This is a genomic window from Pseudomonas sp. NFX183 (assembly GCF_047943075.1).
GTDB lineage: Bacteria > Pseudomonadota > Gammaproteobacteria > Pseudomonadales > Pseudomonadaceae > Aquipseudomonas.
In genome coordinates this window covers 4,152,309-4,169,473 of record NZ_CP181333.1, presented here as the reverse complement: position 1 = coordinate 4,169,473, position 17,165 = coordinate 4,152,309, and the positions used below count along the sequence as shown (strand labels likewise).

At 63.2% G+C, this 17,165-nt stretch carries 6 protein-coding genes; 1 reads left to right on the top strand and 5 read right to left on the bottom strand.

Features of this window, described 5'->3' with window-relative positions:
- Positions 1-9: 9 nt before the first annotated feature.
- From ACM530_RS19460 to ACM530_RS19450, 3 genes are all read right to left on the bottom strand, one after another.
- Complete coding sequence (locus tag ACM530_RS19460) at positions 10-645, bottom strand: lytic polysaccharide monooxygenase auxiliary activity family 9 protein (protein WP_416362917.1); 636 nt, start codon at positions 643-645, stop codon at positions 10-12.
- Between the two features lie 248 nt (positions 646-893).
- Positions 894-13,790 (bottom strand): non-ribosomal peptide synthetase, encoded by a 12,897-nt coding sequence (locus ACM530_RS19455; RefSeq protein ID WP_416362916.1) that lies wholly within the window; start codon positions 13,788-13,790, stop codon positions 894-896.
- Between the two features lie 51 nt (positions 13,791-13,841).
- The gene (locus tag ACM530_RS19450) at positions 13,842-14,594 is read right to left on the bottom strand and encodes a thioesterase II family protein (protein ID WP_416362915.1); all 753 of its coding nucleotides are present in this window, start codon (positions 14,592-14,594) and stop codon (positions 13,842-13,844) included.
- 337 nt (positions 14,595-14,931) lie between these two features.
- On the opposite strand from ACM530_RS19450, the gene ACM530_RS19445 reads away from it, so the two are divergent.
- Positions 14,932-15,483, top strand: coding sequence for an RNA polymerase factor sigma-70 (locus ACM530_RS19445; RefSeq protein ID WP_145158825.1), 552 nt, complete (start codon positions 14,932-14,934; stop codon positions 15,481-15,483).
- 40 nt (positions 15,484-15,523) lie between these two features.
- Here ACM530_RS19445 and ACM530_RS19440 read toward each other — a convergent pair whose 3' ends face one another.
- Both ACM530_RS19440 and ACM530_RS19435 read right to left on the bottom strand, forming a co-directional pair.
- Positions 15,524-16,312, bottom strand: coding sequence for a substrate-binding periplasmic protein (locus tag ACM530_RS19440; protein ID WP_416362914.1), 789 nt, complete (start codon positions 16,310-16,312; stop codon positions 15,524-15,526).
- Positions 16,313-16,405: 93 nt separating this feature from the next.
- Positions 16,406-17,029 carry a TetR/AcrR family transcriptional regulator gene (locus ACM530_RS19435; RefSeq protein ID WP_262206763.1) on the bottom strand — a complete coding sequence of 208 codons (624 nt, stop codon included), beginning with the start codon at positions 17,027-17,029 and terminating at the stop codon, positions 16,406-16,408.
- Positions 17,030-17,165 lie beyond the last annotated feature (136 nt).

Here is a 17,165-nt window from a genome sequence, read left to right as displayed (position 1 = left end):
GGCGCGGGCTTATTTGAAGTCCACGTCGAAGGCTTGATAGAAGGCGTTGCCGGTGTTGGCGACGATCCACATCAATACGATCACATGCTTGCCCTTTTTGTTGGCCGGCAGTTTCACTTCGTGATTGACCTTGGCCTTCAGTTCACCTGCATGGCTGAAGTACGGCACCTGGGCGTAGAAGTCTTCGGCGAACGGCTGGGCTTCCAGTTGTGCGCGGGTGATGCGCTGTTTCGGATCCCAGCCATCCTTGGTGATCAGCCAGCGATAGCCACGGGTAGTGTGCGGCGCGGTGTATTCCCAGGTGACCTTGAAGGTCTGACCCGGGTCGACATTGAGCAGCGGCCAGGTGAAAGCACGGTTGAGTTTCTTGGCCATTTCCTCGTTGGTGAAGTTGATGCAGTCACGGGCATCGGTCTTGCCGCCGCTGAGGATGAAGCCGTCGGCGGGTGGGGTGACGCTGTCACTGTCGGTTTGATAAGGCGCCGGGAACGGGCCGGCAATCAGTGCCGGAAAGTTCTTGCCGCCCTCCATTTCATTGACCTGCCAGGTAGCCAGCAGGCCGAGATCCACAGCGACTGCGCCACGGCTGGAAGGGGACGTGACACGACCATGGCGAAGAGGTGTCTGGGTGTGTGGTTTGTTCATGTGTGACTCCATTGATAGTGATTAAGAACTCTCCCTTCCTGAAGGAGAGAACCTCAACCTAACGGAGTTGCCTTTTTTTGCCACAGGCCCGTTTTTCACTCATTTGCTTCCCATCAGGCAACAGCCCTTAAAACACTGTATATAAAAACAGTATTATGGAAATCACCTACGCCACTCGAGGTCGATATCCTACAAACAAAGGCGGAAATAAGCACAATTTCTCTCACCGCCAGTTGTTCCAGTTTTCCTTAAAGCCCCTCCAACTCCGCCATCAAATCACTCAACCGATCGACCTTCTCGGCACTGATCTCATTCGCCGCCAAGCCCTCGATATACTCAGCCAACTCCGCCACCGTGCTGCACTCAAACATCGCCCGCAGCGGTACATCGCGTTGCAGGGTTTTCTGCACGCGGGAGGCAATCTGTGTGGCCAGCAACGAATGCCCGCCCAGCTCGAAGAAGTTGTCCTGTACGCCCACCCTGTCGACTTTCAGTACCTCGGCCCAGATAGCCGCCAACGTCGTTTCCAGTTCGTTGCGCGGCGCCAGGTAGTCCTGACTGTGCAACTGGCCGATCTCCAGGGTCGGCAGGGCCTTGCGGTCGAGTTTGCCGTTGGCGTTCAGCGGCAGGCGCTCGAGCCATAACCAGTGCAGTGGCACCATGTATTCCGGCAGCTCTGCGCGCAGGCGTTGCTTGATGCGGTCCAGGCGCTCGCTCGGGTTGAGGCTTTCATCCGCCGCCACCAGGTAACCCACCAAGTGCTTGCCGTTGACGCCCTCTTGTACACCCACCGCGGCGTCACGCACCTCCAACTGTTCATGCAGGCGCGCTTCGATTTCACCCAGCTCGATGCGGTAGCCGCGAATCTTCACCTGGTGGTCGATACGCCCCACATATTCCAACACGCCATCGCTGCGCCGACGTGCCAGGTCGCCGGTGCGGTAGAGACGCTCGCCGGGTGCGCCAAACGGGTTGGGCACAAACACCTGCGCCGTGCGCAACGGATCGCTGACGTAACCACGGCCCACACCAGTCCCCGCCACACACAGCTCGCCAACCGCGCCCTGTGGCACCAACGCCAGTGCGCCATCGAGCACATACAACCGGTTGTTGTCGGTCGGTGTGCCAATCGGCAAATAAGTGCTTTGGGTTGACGCCAGATCGACGCGGAAGAACGCCACGTCATCCGAACATTCCGCCGGGCCATAAGCGTTGACCAGGCCAATGTCTGGATACCGCAGCAACCACTGATGCGCCAGCTCCGGCGGCATCGCTTCGCCCGTCGGCAGCATCCAGCGCAGGCCGTCCAGGCTCATGCGTTCCTGGGCGAGCATGCCCTGGATCAGCGACGGCACGCTTTCCAGCACGGTAATGCCCTGGGCCTGCACATGGGCCAGCAAACCTTGCGGATCATGGGCGACCGTATTCGGCACAATATCCACCCGCGCGCCAAACAGCGGCGCAGCGAGGAATTGCCACACGGAAATATCGAAACTTTGCGACGCAGTTTGGGCGATTACATCCGCCGGGCTCAGGTCCAGATACGGCACCTTGCTCAACTGGTTATTCAGCATGCCGCGCTGCTCGACCATCACGCCTTTGGGCAGGCCGGTGGAGCCCGAGGTGTAGATCACGTAGGCGAGGTTGTCCGGGCCGCTGTAGACACCTGGATTTTCCCCACGGCCCGGCACTTCCTCCCACACCAGCAACTGGCAGTCGGTACCTTCCAGCAATTCAATTGCCTGCGCGCGACACGCCTCGGTGCACACCAGCAACGGCGTGCGGCTCAAGTCGATGATGCGGCTCAAGCGCTGGCTTGGAAGGCCCGGATCCAGCGGCAGGTAGCCGGCGCCGGCCTTGAAGCTGCCGATGATCATGCCCAGCAAGTCGAGGTTGCGCTCGGCCAGCAATGCCACCGGCTGGTCCAGGCCAACGCCTGCTGCGCTCAGCGCGTGACCCAAACCGTTGCTGCGCCGATTCAATTCGTCGTAACTCCACTGCTGGTCGAGACAGCTGGCGGCGATACGCTGTGGATGCTCGGCCACCTGCGCCTCGAACAACTCGATATAGCTGCGCTCCAACGGGTAGACGTGCTCACTCTGGTTGCAGCCGTCGAGCAGGAATTCACGTTCCTGCGCGCCAATCAACGGCAGGTCGGCCATGTCGCCATGGAAACCCTGCACCAGCGCCAGCAGCAGGCGTTTGAACTCGCCGAGCATGCCCTGCACGGTGCTTTCGTCGAAGTAACGCTGGTCGTAGGACAGGTGCAAACCGAGGTCATCGCCCGGGTAGCACACCGCGGTCAGCGGGAAGTTGGTGTGGGTGCGGCCGGAATCCGAGGTGGCGTTCAGGCTTTGCGCGTGGTCCAGCACCGAGACTTCCACCGGCGCGTTCTCGAACACGAACAGGCTGTCGAACAGCGGTTGGCCCTTGGGCAATTCGCTGTGTTCCTGAATGGTCACCAGCGGCAGGTACTCGTACTCGCGCAGCTGCATGTTGCTGTCAAGCAAGCCGCTCAACCACTGGCGCACGCTGCAGCGCTGACCGTCTTCAGGCAGTTTCACCCGCAGCGCGATGCTGTTGATGAACAGGCCGACAGTGCGTTGCATCTCGGGCATGTCCACCGGGCGCCCGGCCACGGTAACGCCGAACAACACGTCACGCTCGCCGCTCAAGCGACGCAGCACCAACGCCCATGCCGCCTGGGCGAAGGTGTTGACGGTCAGTTGATGGGCCTGCGCCAGTTCACGCAGTTGCGCACCGTCGCGTACCTCCAGGCGGGTGTAGCAGTCGCCCACCACCATGCCGCCGCTATGGCCCGCATGTTCACGCAGGAACGGCCGGTCGCTCGGGATCGGTGTGGTGCGCTCGAAACCTTGCAGGTTGTGCTGCCACCACTGGCGCGCTTCGGCGAGGTTCTGGCGTTGCAGCCAGGCAATGTAATCGCGGTAGCGCGGCGGTGTGGCCAACTGTGCTTCGCGACCTTCGCCCAGGGCCATATAAATTTCAAAGAAGTCATTCATCAACAGCGAACGGCACCAGGCATCGATGAGGATGTGGTGGTTGCTCATCATGAACCAGTAGCGCGCTTCACCAACGCGGATCAGACGCAGGTGAAACGGCGCCTGGTTAAGCAGATCGAAACCGGCTTCACGCTCGGCCTTGAGCAAGGCTTGCAGGCGCGGCTCCTGTTCACTTTCCGGCTCGGCGCTCCAGTCCAGGTACTCGATCGGCGTGCTGCCCGGCTTGTGAATCACTTGCAGCATGTCTTCGCCGACGTTCCAGCAGAACGACGCGCGCAAGGCTTCGTGACGGGCGATCACCGCCTGCCAGGCTTGGGCAAACCGCTGCGGGTCGAGCGCGCTGTTGATGCGGTAGCGGTCCTGCATGTAGTAGAGGCCCGTGCCCGGTTCCAGCAAAGTGTGCAGCAGCAGGCCTTCCTGCATCGGCGTCAGCGGGTACACGTCTTCGATGGCGCTGGCCGGCACCGGCAGGCTGTCGAGTTGTGGCTGGGTCAGGTGCGCCAGCGGGAAGTCCGACGGCGTGAGGCCGCCGGCAGCGTCGCTCAGGCAATGCGCGATCAGGCTTTGCAGTTCGCCCAGGTAGGCCTCGGCCAGTTCGCGGATGGTCTGTTGATCGTGGCGCTCGCGGCTGAAGGTCCAGCGCAGCACCAGTTCGCCGCCGTACACCTGGCTGTCGACGCTCAACTCATTGGGCAACGGCGCCTGCGGGTCATGCGCCAGGCCGGCTGGCTCATCCAGCGGGTGGAACAGCGCATCGGCGCCGAAGCTCTGGTCGAACTGGCCGAGGTAGTTGAAGGTGATGTCGGCGCTTGGCAGTGCAGCCATGGTCTGCTTGCACAGATCGTCCGCCAGGTAACGCAGCACGCCATAGCCCAAACCTTTATGTGGCACGCCGCGCAGTTGCTCTTTGATCGCCTTGATCGACGCGCCCTGCTCAACTTGCGGGGTCAAGCGCAATGGGTAAGCGCTGGTAAACCAGCCGACGCTGCGGGTCAGGTCGATGTCATCAAACAAGGTTTCACGGCCATGGCCTTCCAGCTGGACCAGCGCTGAATCGTGACCACTCCAGCGGCACAGCACACGGGCCAACGCCGTCAGCAGCAGGTCGTTGACCTGAGTGCGATAGGCGCTTGGCGCCTGTTGCAGCAACTGGCGGGTGTGTTGCGCGTCCAGGCGCACGCTGACTGTGTCGGCATCCCGAGTGAGCAGCGAACCGTGTGGGCGATCCACCGGCAATACCGCCGCAGCACCGGCCAACCGGTCTTGCCAAAGGCTCAACTCTTCACGCAGGGATTCACTGCTCGCATAGGCCTGCAAACGCGCAGCCCAATCACGCAAGGCGCTGGTCTTGGCCGGCAGGCTGACCGATTGGCCGTCGCTCAGTTGGCGGTAGACCGTTTGCAGGTCCTCAAGCAATACGCGCCACGACACGCCATCCACCACCAGGTGATGAATCGCGATCAGCAGGCGTTGCTGACCCTGCGGGCCATCCACCAGCAAGGCGCGCAGCAGCGGACCGTGTTCGAGGTCGAGGCTGCGTTGGGTATCGGTGAACAGCGCGGTGCACTGCGCCATATCGCGCACTTGCGCCTGCATCAGCACGCCGCCGTGCGGCACGGCCAAGTGCTCGGCGTGCCATTGGGCGTCGCGCGGCGTAAAGCTCAGGCGCAGGGCGTCGTGGTGTTCCAGCACGGCCAGCAGCGCTTGCTCCAGGCGATGAGGGTCGAGCAGTTGCAGCGGTTTGAGCAGCAACGCCTGGTTCCAGTGCTGACGATTCGGAATCGCCGTATCGAAGAACCAATGCTGGATCGGCGTCAGGCCCGAGCTGCCCGTCAGCACCCCTTGTTCGGCGCTGACCCGCTCGGACCGCGTGGCCACGGCCGCGAGGGTTTGCACGGTTTGATGCTGGAACAGGTCGCGCGGGCTGAAGTGAATCCCGGCCTGCCGCGCACGGCTGACCACCTGGATCGACAGAATCGAGTCACCGCCCAGTTCAAAGAAGTTATCGTCAAGACCGACTTGCTGCACGTTCAACACCGCGCACCAGATCGCGGCCAAGGTGTGCTCCAGTTCGTTGCGTGGCGCCACGTAGTCTTGGCGGTTCGCCTCCGGGTCCGGTTGCGGCAAGGCGCGGCGGTCGAGCTTGCCGTTGGCGGTCAGCGGCATGCTGTCCAGCACGATCAGGTGCGCAGGCACCATGTAGTCCGGCAGTTGCGTCTTGAGGTGTGCCTTGAGCGCGTCGCGCAGTGTGCCGTGGTCGGCGTCGCTGACCAGGTAAGCCACCAGCTGTTTGCCGCTCGGCGAATCCAGCGCCAGCACCACCGCTTCGCGCACCGCGTGGTGTTCCAGCAGGCGGGTTTCGATTTCGCCCAGTTCAATGCGGAAACCGCGAATTTTCACCTGATGGTCGATACGGCCCAGGTACTCCACCAGGCCATCGGCGCGTTGGCGCACCAGGTCGCCGGTGCGGTACAAACGCCCGCCATTGGTAGCAAACGGGTCGGCGACAAAACGCTCTGCGGTCATGCCCGGGCGTTGGTGGTAACCCTGCGCCAGACCGGCCCCGCCGACATACAACTCGCCGGTCGCACCTTGCGGCACCAGCGCCAGGTCGGCGTCGAGAATGTAGGCCACGCGGTCGCCGATGATGCTGCCGATCGGCACGCTGCCAGCGCCCTCCTCCACGTGCTCGGGCGCCAGACTGGCCAGCGGCATGACCACGGTTTCGGTCGGGCCGTAGGCGTTGAAAAACACCTCGGGCTGGAACGCTGCGCGGATACGCTGCAAGTGTTCGCCGGTCAGCGCCTCACCGCCGGTGATGCACATGCGCACCGGCAAGGTTTGCTGCTGAGTCGCCAGCCACTGCGCCAACTGGCTGCCATAGCTTGGGGTGAAGCCGAGGATATTGATGCGATGGGTGCGAATCAGCGCGCAGATTTCTTCGGCATCCCACTGGCCCTGGGCGCGCAACACCACCTGCGCGCCGCTGAGCAGCGGCACCAGCAAACGCTCGGTGGCGGCGTCGAAATTGATCGAATAAAAGTGCAGTTCGCAATCGTCCGCACGCATGCCAAAGCGCTTGATCACCGCCTGGCAATGCATGGCGATTTCACCGTGGGACACCACCACGCCTTTGGGCTTGCCGGTGGAACCTGAGGTGTAGATCAAGTACGCCTGATGCTGCGGCAAGCTGATAAAGGGCAGCTCGTCGGCCGAGTAATTGGCGAGCATCGGCAGGTCATCTTCCAGGCACCAGCACGCCACCGTCGCCGGCAGCTCACTAAGGGTTTCGAACAGTGCCGCGTCACTGAGCAGCAGGCCGATGCCGCTGTCTTCGATCATGTAGAGCAAGCGGTCCAGCGGGTATTCCGGGTCGAGCGGCACATAGGCGCCACCGGCCTTGAGGATCGCCAACAAGCCAATCACCATTTCCAGAGAACGCGGTAACGCCAGGCCGACGCGCACCTGCGGGCCGACGCCGCGCTCGCGCAGCATCCACGCCAGGCGATTGGCGCGGGCGTCCAGTTCGCGGTAGGTCAGCGTTTCTCCGGCAAAGGTCAGTGCCGGCGCATCGGCACGCTTGCTCGCCTGCTGACTGAACAACTGATGAATGCACTGATCGAGGCGATGCTCGCCCGCTTCCATACCCAGGCTGTCCTGCAACGCGCGCTGCTCGACGGCGGTCAGCAACGGCAATTCGCTGAGGCGCTGCTGCGGGTTGGCGATCAATGCTTCCAGCAAGTTGCGCCAATGCTCGGCCATGCGCGCAATACGCGGTTCGTCGAACAGGTCGGTGCTGTAGGTCAGGCAGCAACCCAGGCGATGGTCGAGGTCGGTGACTTCCAGGTTGAGGTCGAACTTGGTCGCACGCGCGTCGTTGGCCAGGTACTCGACGGTCATGCCGGCCAGTTGGCGGCTCTGCTGGAATTCCCAGCGCTGCACGTTGCACATCACTTGGAACAGCGGGTTGTAGGCCGCGCTGCGTGGGGGTTGCAGGGCTTCCACCAAATGATCGAACGGCAGGTCCTGATGGGACTGGCCTTCAATCACGGTGTGGCGCACCTGCTCGAACAACTCGCCCACCTTCATCTGCCCATTGAGCTGGCAACGCAGCACCTGGGTGTTGAGGAATGCGCCGATCAGGCCCTCGCTTTCCGGACGAATGCGGTTGGCCACCGGCGCGCCGATGCGCAGGTCGGTCTGGCCGCTGTAGCGGTAGAGCAACACGGCCAGGGTGGCGGTCATGGTCATGAACAGGGTCAGGCCGCGTTCGGCATTGAAGGCGCGCACACGGGCGGCCAGTTCATCGCTCAGGTCAAAGCGGTACAGCTCGCCCTGGTGGCTTTGCACCGGCGGACGCGGGCGGTCGCCGGGCAGTTCGAGCAGTGGATGCTCATGCCCAAGCTGCCCGATCCAGTAGTCGAGTTGGCGCTGACGCTCGCCGGACTCCAGCCATTGGCGCTGCCACACGCTGTAGTCGAGGTACTGCACCGGCAACGGCGCCAGCGGCGAATCGCGCTCGTCGATAAAGGCCTCGTACAGCGCGCTGAGTTCACGCGCGAAGATGTCCATCGCCCAGCCTTCGGTGACGATGTGGTGCAGGGTCAGCACCAGGTAGTGTTCCTGCTCGCCGGCCTTGACCAGGCACGCGCGCAGCAATGGCCCGGTTTCCAGGTTGAAAGGCGTATGGGCTTCGTGGTCGGCAAGTTGTTGCAGGCGCAGCTGACGCTCGGCTTCAGTGAGCGCCGAGAAATCCTGCCAGTCCATGCGCAGGCCGGTTTGCGGCGCGACCTTTTGCTGGGCCACGCCGTCGAGGCTCGGGAAGGTGGTGCGCAGGGTTTCATGACGCATGATCAAGGCTTGCAACGCCGCCTCGAAACGCCCCACGTCCAGCACGCCACGCAGGCGCGCCATGCCACCGACGTTGTAGGCCGGGCTGTCCGGCTCCATCTGCCAGAGGAACCACATGCGCTGTTGGGAATAGGACAGCGGCACCGGCGCGCTGCGGTCGACCTTGGCGATAGCGGTTTGCTGGTTGCGCTGGCCCGAAGCCTGGATCAGCCCGACTTGCTCGGCAAACGCGCCCAGCTCGCTGGCTTCGAACAAGGTGCGCAGCGGCAGCTCGACGTCGCAGGCCTGGCGGGTGCGCGAGATGATTTGCGTGGCCAGCAACGAGTGACCACCGAGGGCGAAGAAGTCGTCGCCCAGGCCAATGCGAGGCAGGCCGAGGACTTCGCGCCAGATCGCGGCAATCTGCTGCTGCAACGGAGTTTGGGGTTCGATGTGTTCACGGGTTTGCCACACCGGCGCCGGCAAGGCACGGCGGTCCAGTTTGCCGCTGGGGCTCAGCGGCATCGCCTCCAGCCGCATCAGTTGCGCGGGCACCATGTATTCCGGCAGCTCGGCGGCCAGGGCGGTTTTTACCTGCTGCTCGTCCAGCGCGGTGCTGGCGGTGTAGTAGCCGATCAGTTGCTGGTCACGCACCAGCACCACGGCTTGGGCGATGTCGTCCATGGCCAACAGGCGTGCTTCGATTTCTTCCGGTTCCACGCGAAAGCCACGCAGTTTGACCTGCTGATCGAGCCGGCCGAGGTAGTCGAGTACGCCGTCAGCGCTCCAGCGCACACGGTCACCGGTGCGGTACAGGCGTGTGCCCGCCTCGCCCAGGGGGTCGGCGACGAAACGTTCGGCGGTCAACCCGGCGCGGCCGAGGTAACCGCGCGCCAGGCCGATGCCGCCGATGCACAATTCGCCCGGCACACCGGCCGGCAATGGGTTGAGGTGTTCGTCCAGCACGCGACAGATCACATTGCCCAGCGGCCGGCCAATCGGCGAGCGCTCGCCGTCTTCGGCCTGGCACTGCCAGTGGGTGACGTTGATCGCGGTTTCCGTCGGGCCATAACGGTTGTGCAATTGCACCGCCGGCAACTGTGCCAAGACGCGGTTGCGCAGTTCGGCGGGCAAGGCTTCACCGCCGGAGAACAGGCGGCGCAGGCTGGTGCATTCGGCCACCAGCGGCTCATCGATAAACAGCTGCAACAGCGGCGGCACAAAGTGCAGGGTGGTTACGCCGTGTTCCTGCACCAACTGCGCAATGCGGTGCGGGTCGCGATGCTCGCCGGGACCGGCCAGCACTAGGCGGCAACCGGTGATCAATGGCCAGAAGCACTCCCACACCGACACGTCGAAACTGATCGGTGCTTTTTGCATCAGCACATCTGTGTCGTTGAGTTGATACGTGGCTTGCATCCACTGCAAACGCTCGGCCAGCGCCGCATGGGTATTGCCCACGCCCTTGGGCTGGCCGGTGGAGCCGGAGGTGTAGATCACGTAGGCGAGGTTGTCGCCATGCAGATGCAAACCCGGTGCCTGGGTCGGCCAGCTGTCGAGGTGCAGGCTGTCCATGGCGATCACGCACACACCTTCGGGTGCCGGTAGCAGATCGAGCAGTGAGGTTTGGGTCAACAGCAGGTGCACCCCGCTGTCCTGGAGCATGTAGGCCAGGCGGTCGGCGGGGTAATCCGGGTCGAGCGGCACATAGGCGCCACCGGCCTTGATGATCGCCAGCAAGCCGATCAACAGTTGCGGCGAGCGTTCGGCGGCGATGGCCACGCACACATCCGGGCCAACGCCCTTGTCACGCAGGTAATGGGCCAGGCGGTTGGCCTGGGTGTGCAGTTGGGCGAAGGTCAGGTTGCCGTCCTGCCAGACCAACGCGGTGTTGTCCGCGGTGTGTTGGCTGAGCAGCTCGGGCAGCCACTGCTGCGCCGGCGTGCACGGCGCGGCGCTCCACGGCTGTTGTTCGTCGGCTTGCATCAGCTGCAAGTCGCCGATGGCCTGTTGCGGTTGCTCGCACACGGCGTGTAGCAGACTAATGAAGTGCTCGGCGAGACGCCGGATGGTGTTGGTTTCGAACAGCTCATCGGCGTAGTCGAACGACAGGCTCAAGCGCCCGTTGCGGTCTTCTTCGCTGTGCAGTTGCAGGTCGAACTTGGCCTCGCGGCTGTGCCATGGCAACTCATCGGCGAGCATGCCCGGCAGGCGGCGCAAGGCACTCAGGTCGCGTTGCTGGTGGTTGAACATGACTTGGAACAGGCCCTGTTCGCGGGCGTGCGGGAAGGCTTCCAGCAGTTGCTCGAACGGCAGGTCCTGATGGGCCTGCGCCCCCAACGCCGTCTGGCGCGTTGCAGCCAACAGCTGGTTGAACGGCAGCCGCCCATCCAGCTCGGCGCGCAGCACCAGGGTGTTGATGAAGAAGCCGATCAGGCCTTGGGTTTCCTGGCGCGGGCGGTTGGCATTCGGCACGCCGATGCGAATATCGCGCTGGCCGCTGTAGCGGTAGAGCAGGCTTTGGAACGCCGCCAGCAGCAGCATGAACGGGGTGGCTTGGTGGTCTTGGGCGGTCTGGCGAATCGCTGCACTGAGGCCGGCCTCCAGGCGCACGCTATGGCGCGACGCGCTGTGGCGTTGTTGCGCCGAGCGCGGATGGTCGGTGGCCAGGCTCAGGCTCGGATGTTCCTCGCCCAACTGGGTTTTCCAGTACGCCAGTTGCCGCTGGCCTTCGCCTTCGGCCAGCCATTGGCGCTGCCAGCTGCCGTAGTCGGCGTATTGCAGGGCCAGTGGCGGTAGCTCCAGGGTCTGGCCTTGCGTCGCGGCGGCATACAGCCGCGAGAATTCGTCGATGAGGATATTCAGCGACCAACCGTCGGCAATGATGTGGTGCAGCGTCACCAGCAATTGGTGGTCTTCATCGTCCAGGCGCACCAGGGTCACCCACAGCAGCGGGCCTTTTTCCAGGTCGAACTGGGTGCGCGCTTCGTCTTCGCGGATCTGCTGCGCGCGCGCCTCACGCTCGGCGCCCGGCAGGTCGCTGAGGTCGATAATTTGCAGGTCGAATTCGGCGCTTGCCTGCACACGCTGGAAGGCCTGACCGTCGCGCTCGTAGAAGCGCGTACGCAGGGCTTCGTGACGCTGGATCAAGTGCTGGAAGCTGGCGCGCACCGCGTCTTCGTCCAACTCGCCGCGCAAACGCAAGGCGCCGGGGATGGTGTAGGCGCTGCTCTGCGGGTCAAGTTGCCAGGTGATCCACAGGCGGTTTTGCGCCAGGGATTGCGGCAGGTCGTCCTGGCGCGATAAGGCATGAATTGCGCCTTGAGCAACGCCGCCGTCCTGCTGCAATTGCGCAACGCTTGCGGCAAAGCTCGCCAGGGTCGGCGCTTCGAACAGCATGCGCAGGTTCAGCTCCAGCCCCAGGGTTTCGCGCAGGCGGGCGACCACTTGGGTGGCGGTGATGGAGTTACCGCCGAGCAGGAAAAAGTGGTCATCCGCCGCGACGGTTTCGACCTGCAACTGCTCGCACCAGATGGCGGCGATCTGGTTTTGCAGATCGGATTCCAACGCCGCATCGCTCGTGTGCGCTTTAAGGTCGGGGAACTGCGCGTAGCTGTCGAGGCTGCCATCGGCGTGGCGAACGGCACAGGCCGAGCGCTGCACCTTGCCGCTGGAGGTCTTCGGCAAGGCGCCGGGGTTAAGCAGCACCACCACGCTCGGGGCTTCTTGATACGCCTCGGCAACGGCTTGGCGGATGGCTTTGATCAGCGCCTCGGGCGGCAGGATTTTCTGCACGCTGCGGCTGATTTCGGCGGCGATGCCGATGCCTTCAAGGCCCTGGTCATTCACTGCAAAAGCGGCAACGCGGCCTTTGCGCACCACTTCCACTTCGCGCTCGATGGTTTGTTCGATGTCCTGCGGGTACAGGTTATGGCCGCGCACGATCAGCAGGTCTTTGAGACGGCCGGTGATGTACACCTGGCCCTCGCGGATAAAACCCAGGTCGCCGGTGCGCAGCCAGGTGCGGCCGGCGTGCTGTACAAACGTCTTGGCCGACGCTTGCGGGTTGCGCCAGTAGCCGTGGGCGATGCTCGGGCCGCTGGCCCACAGTTCGCCGACGTGGTTATCCGGCAGTTCGCTCAGCGTGTGCGGGTCGGCGATCAACACCGCGTGCTCCGGCTGGCTGGTGCCGCAACTCATGATCGCGTTGCCCTGCCCCGGTTCGGCGCGGTTGGCGGCCAACGCCTGTTCATCCAGGCGCAAGGCCGGGATGCCGTGGCCGCGGGTGCCGCCAGCGACGAACAGGGTCGCCTCGGCCAGGCCGTAGGAGGCGAAGAAATTGTTCGGGGTGAAGCCACACGTCGCAAACTTCTCGGCGAAGCGCTCCAGGGTATCGAGGCGGATCGGTTCAGAGCCCGAATAGGCCACGCGCCAGGTGCTCAAGTCGAGACGCTCCAGGGCTGATTCGCTGACCCGCTCGCTGCACAGGCGGTAGGCGAAGTCCGGCCCACCGCTGATGGTGCCGCGGTATTCACTGATCGCCTCCAGCCAGCGCAGCGGCCGGCCAAGGAAGTACGCCGGCGACATCAACACGCACGGCACACCGCTGAAGATCGGTTGCAGCAGGCCGCCGATCAGGCCCATGTCGTGGTACAGCGGCAGCCAGCTGACGATCACGTCATCCGGGTTGAGGTCGATGCCAAAACCACGGCGGATCAGCACTTCGTTGGCCACCAGGTTGCCGTGGCTGACTTGCACGCCTTTGGGCAATGCGGTGGAGCCGGAGGTGTATTGCAGGAAGGCGATGTCGTCGGCGTGCAGTTCGGGTTCGACCCAGCGCTCGGCGAGCTGTGCATCCAGGGTGTCGACGCTCAGCACCGGGGGTGCGTTTTCGATCTGCGCCAGGCCGTCGCCGAGGCTGGCGATGGTCAGCAGCACGCGCGGTTCGGCGTCGCTGATGATCGACAGCAAGCGCTCCTGATGATGCCGGCGCGTGGACTCTGGCGGATACGCCGGCACTGCGATGACCCCGGCATACAGGCAGCCAAAGAACGCCGCGACGTAGTCCGGGCCGCTGGGGAACAACAGCACCGCGCGCTCGCCCAACGCCGCATTGGCCTGCAAGGCGGCGGCGATGGCGCGGGCGCGCAGGTCCAGGTCGCGGTAGCTGAGCACAACGTTTTGCTCGGCAGAGTCGGCGAGGAAGCGCAGGGCCACCTGGTCCGGGGTCTGCGCGGCGCGACGTTGAAGGGACTGGACCAGAGTGCGGGGAAGTTCGAAGGCGTCCATCATGGGGTTCCTGCCTGAAATCGGCTTACGGGAAAATCGAGAAATAGAGAGCGTTCAGCCGGCGGCCAGCTGCCGCGCCGCGTCACTGCGCCAGCGTGCGAGGTGCTCGTCGGCGTAACGCCGCAGGCAACGCAGCACGGCGCTTTCGTGCTGCACGAGAAAGAAGTGGTGGCCGTCGAACATGTCCAGGGAAAAGCCGCTGGCGGCGTCGGCCTGCCAGTCAAGCAACTGGTCGGCGCGCACGCTGTCTTGCTTGCCGCCAAACACGTGGATCGGCATGCCCAGCGGTTCGCGCTGGCCGTAGGTGAAGCTGCCGCAGAGCAGGAAGTCGGCGCGCAGGATCGGCAGCATCAACTGCATCAATTCGGGGTTGGCCAGGGCCTCTTCGGCGGTGCCCTGCAGTTCGCGCAGGCGGGCGATCAGTTGTGGGTCAGTCTTTTCAATGGCGTAGTCGCTCACATCACGGCGCGCCGGGCCGGCGGTGCCAGAGGCAAACAACGCCAGCGGCTCAGGCGCACCGCGCTCGCGCAGGGCGTGGGCCAATTCGAAGGCGAGCAGGCCGCCGAGGCTGTGGCCGAACAGGGCATACGGGCCGTTCAGGTCGCGGCTGATTTCATCCGCCAACTGTGCTGCCAAGGCCCTGATGTCGCGCTGCAACGGCTCATCCATGCGCATGCCGCGCCCCGGCAATTCCAGTGGGCACACTTGCAACCAATCCGGCAGAGCCCGACGCCAACGCGCATAGACCATGGCGCTGGCCCCCGAATAGGGCAGGCAAAACAGGCGCAGTCGCGTGGCGGCACTCATCGGCTGAGCGCTCTCATCAGGCTGAGGGTGCCCGATAGGCTAAAGGCTCCAAACTGAAACACGCTGTATGCACCGTACAAACCCATGTCGTCCTCCTGCGGGCGCTGATCCTTGGCCGTTTGTTAACGGACCTGTCACCCATGAGAACGGACGGTGCCGGCAAATAATTAGTCTGCGGGCAAGCGCGAGACCTGGTTCACACCTTTCAGGAAGGCATAAGATTAGTTCGTCTTCTCATTTGACAATCATTATCATTAAGCATAATTTGTTGCCCGATGTGTAGGAGGCCTCAGCACGGACGCCCTCCCCTAACCTCTTTTGCGACAAGGTGATTTCCATGACGGAACAAGTATTCACAGGCAGGTGCGACTCACCGCTTCTCCAGGCATTCGTCGACAATCGTTTGATTCTGGTGAAGATCGCGGCACGCATTACCGGCTGCCGCTCGCGCGCCGAAGACGTGGTGCAGGACGCCTACTTCCGGCTGCAATCGGCGCCGACGATCACCTCATCGTTCAAGGCCCAACTGAGTTATCTGTTCCAGATCGTGCGCAACCTGGCGATCGATCACTACCGCAAGCAGGCCCTGGAACTCAAATACTCCGGGACCGAAGAGGAAGGCTTGAATGTGGTCATTCACGGCGCTTCACCGGAAACCTCGCACATCAATTTCAACACCCTGGAAAACATCGCCGACGCCCTGACGCAATTGCCGCAACGCACCCGTTACGCGTTCGAGATGTATCGCCTGCACGGCGTGCCGCAAAAGGACATCGCCAAGGAACTCGGCGTCTCGCCGACCCTGGTGAACTTCATGATTCGTGATGCGCTGGTGCATTGCCGCAAAGTGTCGGGCAGCCACAGCGATACGTTTGCACGGCGAGTCTGAGTGTGGGGAAAGGGCTTGTTGTGGCAAGCCTGATCCGCGCTCAGTGCGCCGCTGTCACATCAATGCGATACGGCTCGAAGATCTTCAACAGCTGCCCGTTATCGCGCAGGCGCTTGAGCATCTCGGCAAACGCCGCCCCGGTAATCGGTGCCTTTGGCCGCAGCAACGCGTAGTGGTGGTACACCTGGTCAATCCGCTCCGAGACCAGGAACTGCCCGGCCATGTCCGCGTTGCGCACCATGAAATCACTCAAGTACGAACGCGTGACCAGTGCGATGTCCGCACGCCCGCGCGCCACCATCAGCAAGTTGCTGTCATGGGAATAGGTCAACGTGGCGTTGAAATGCTCGGTCATGTACTTGGGGTCGGGGTTGAAGTTGGCAAAGGCGTAGTGATAACCGCTGAACACGGCCAGACGCTTGCCGTTGAGGTCGGCGAAATAGCGCTGATCGCGACCGGGCTCACGTTGGGCGACGAAAATTTCCGCGTCCTCAAGCCCCATGTCCACGGCAGTGTGGTCAATGTTCTGCCAGCCCCAGTCGGGGTTTTCGAAGATCGCCATGTCGACCCGGCCTTGCTCGAAATCGCGAAAACGCCGCGGGATAGACGTCGGCACCAGTACAAACTGGTAGTCGGTTTGCGAGGCGTTCAGCGCCTCGACCAGTTGCGGCAGTAAACCGGTGTCGGCGCCTTGCTCGGGGCGTACGGTGTAGGGCGGAAAATGCGCGGCGCCGATCCTCACCAATTGCGCAGCCGAAGCCGGCATCCACCCCGCGGTGCCCAGTGCCCATAAAGTTAGTCCTGCAGCCAGCCGCCATGGCGAAAACATTGAGGCACACACCGTTTAATACTCTGATGGCGATAAGCTAGGCGTTTTTGTCAGGTGAGACAACTTTCCATCGGCAAATTAATGGCTTGCGCCTCAATCGGCCTTCAGCACCATCAGCAGGGCTTCTTCGGCCAATTGCTCCAGGGTCAGGCTGCCTTGGGCGCGGAACCACGTAGTGGTCCAGGACAACGCGCCGGTGAGGAAACGCCGGGTGATAAATACATCGCCCCTGATGTAACCGGCGGCCTTGGCCTCGCCCAGCACCTGCAACCAGATGTCTTCGTACACATCCCGCAGCGCCAGCACCTGAGCCTGGCCATCGGCCGACAGCGAACGCCATTCGTAGACCAGCACTGCCATGGCTTCGCCGCTGCCGCCCATGATCGACTGCAGCTCACAGCGAATCAGCGCCAACACGCGTTCACGCACGCTGTTCGCTTCCTCGAGTGAGGCGCGCATCATCGCGGTGTTGTAGTGGATGGTTTCCTCCATCACCGCGCGCAGGATCTCGTCCTTGCTCTTGAAGTGATGAAAGATGCTGCCGGACTGAATGCCCACCGCGCTGGCCAGGTCACGCACGGTGGTGCGCTCAAAACCTTTGTTGCGAAACAGGTGAGCTGCGGTTTGCAGCAATTTGCCCCGGGCACTGTCGGGGTCGGTCAATTGGCCGGCATCGACCATGGTGCGCATCACCCTCAGGGCTTTTTGCTCATCCATGCCTCTCTCCTTCACGTGTGCTGACGTCGTGGGCGGCAATTTAGGCCGTGGCCGCCACCCAAGCAAGCGCTTGGGCAAAACTTGTGCACGGAGTTTACAAACCAAGCGCTTGCTTGGTAGTCTCGACGCCAGCCAT

Excerpts from the sequence above, each read along its gene's own strand:
- ACM530_RS19460 (WP_416362917.1), bottom strand. The coding sequence starts at position 645 with ATGAACAAACCACACACCCAGACACCTCTTCGCCATGGTCGTGTCACG.
- ACM530_RS19455 (WP_416362916.1), bottom strand. The coding sequence starts at position 13,790 with ATGATGGACGCCTTCGAACTTCCCCGCACTCTGGTCCAGTCCCTTCAA.
- ACM530_RS19450 (WP_416362915.1), bottom strand. The coding sequence starts at position 14,594 with ATGAGTGCCGCCACGCGACTGCGCCTGTTTTGCCTGCCCTATTCGGGG.
- ACM530_RS19445 (WP_145158825.1), top strand. The coding sequence starts at position 14,932 with ATGACGGAACAAGTATTCACAGGCAGGTGCGACTCACCGCTTCTCCAG.
- ACM530_RS19440 (WP_416362914.1), bottom strand. The coding sequence starts at position 16,312 with ATGTTTTCGCCATGGCGGCTGGCTGCAGGACTAACTTTATGGGCACTG.
- ACM530_RS19435 (WP_262206763.1), bottom strand. The coding sequence starts at position 17,029 with ATGGATGAGCAAAAAGCCCTGAGGGTGATGCGCACCATGGTCGATGCC.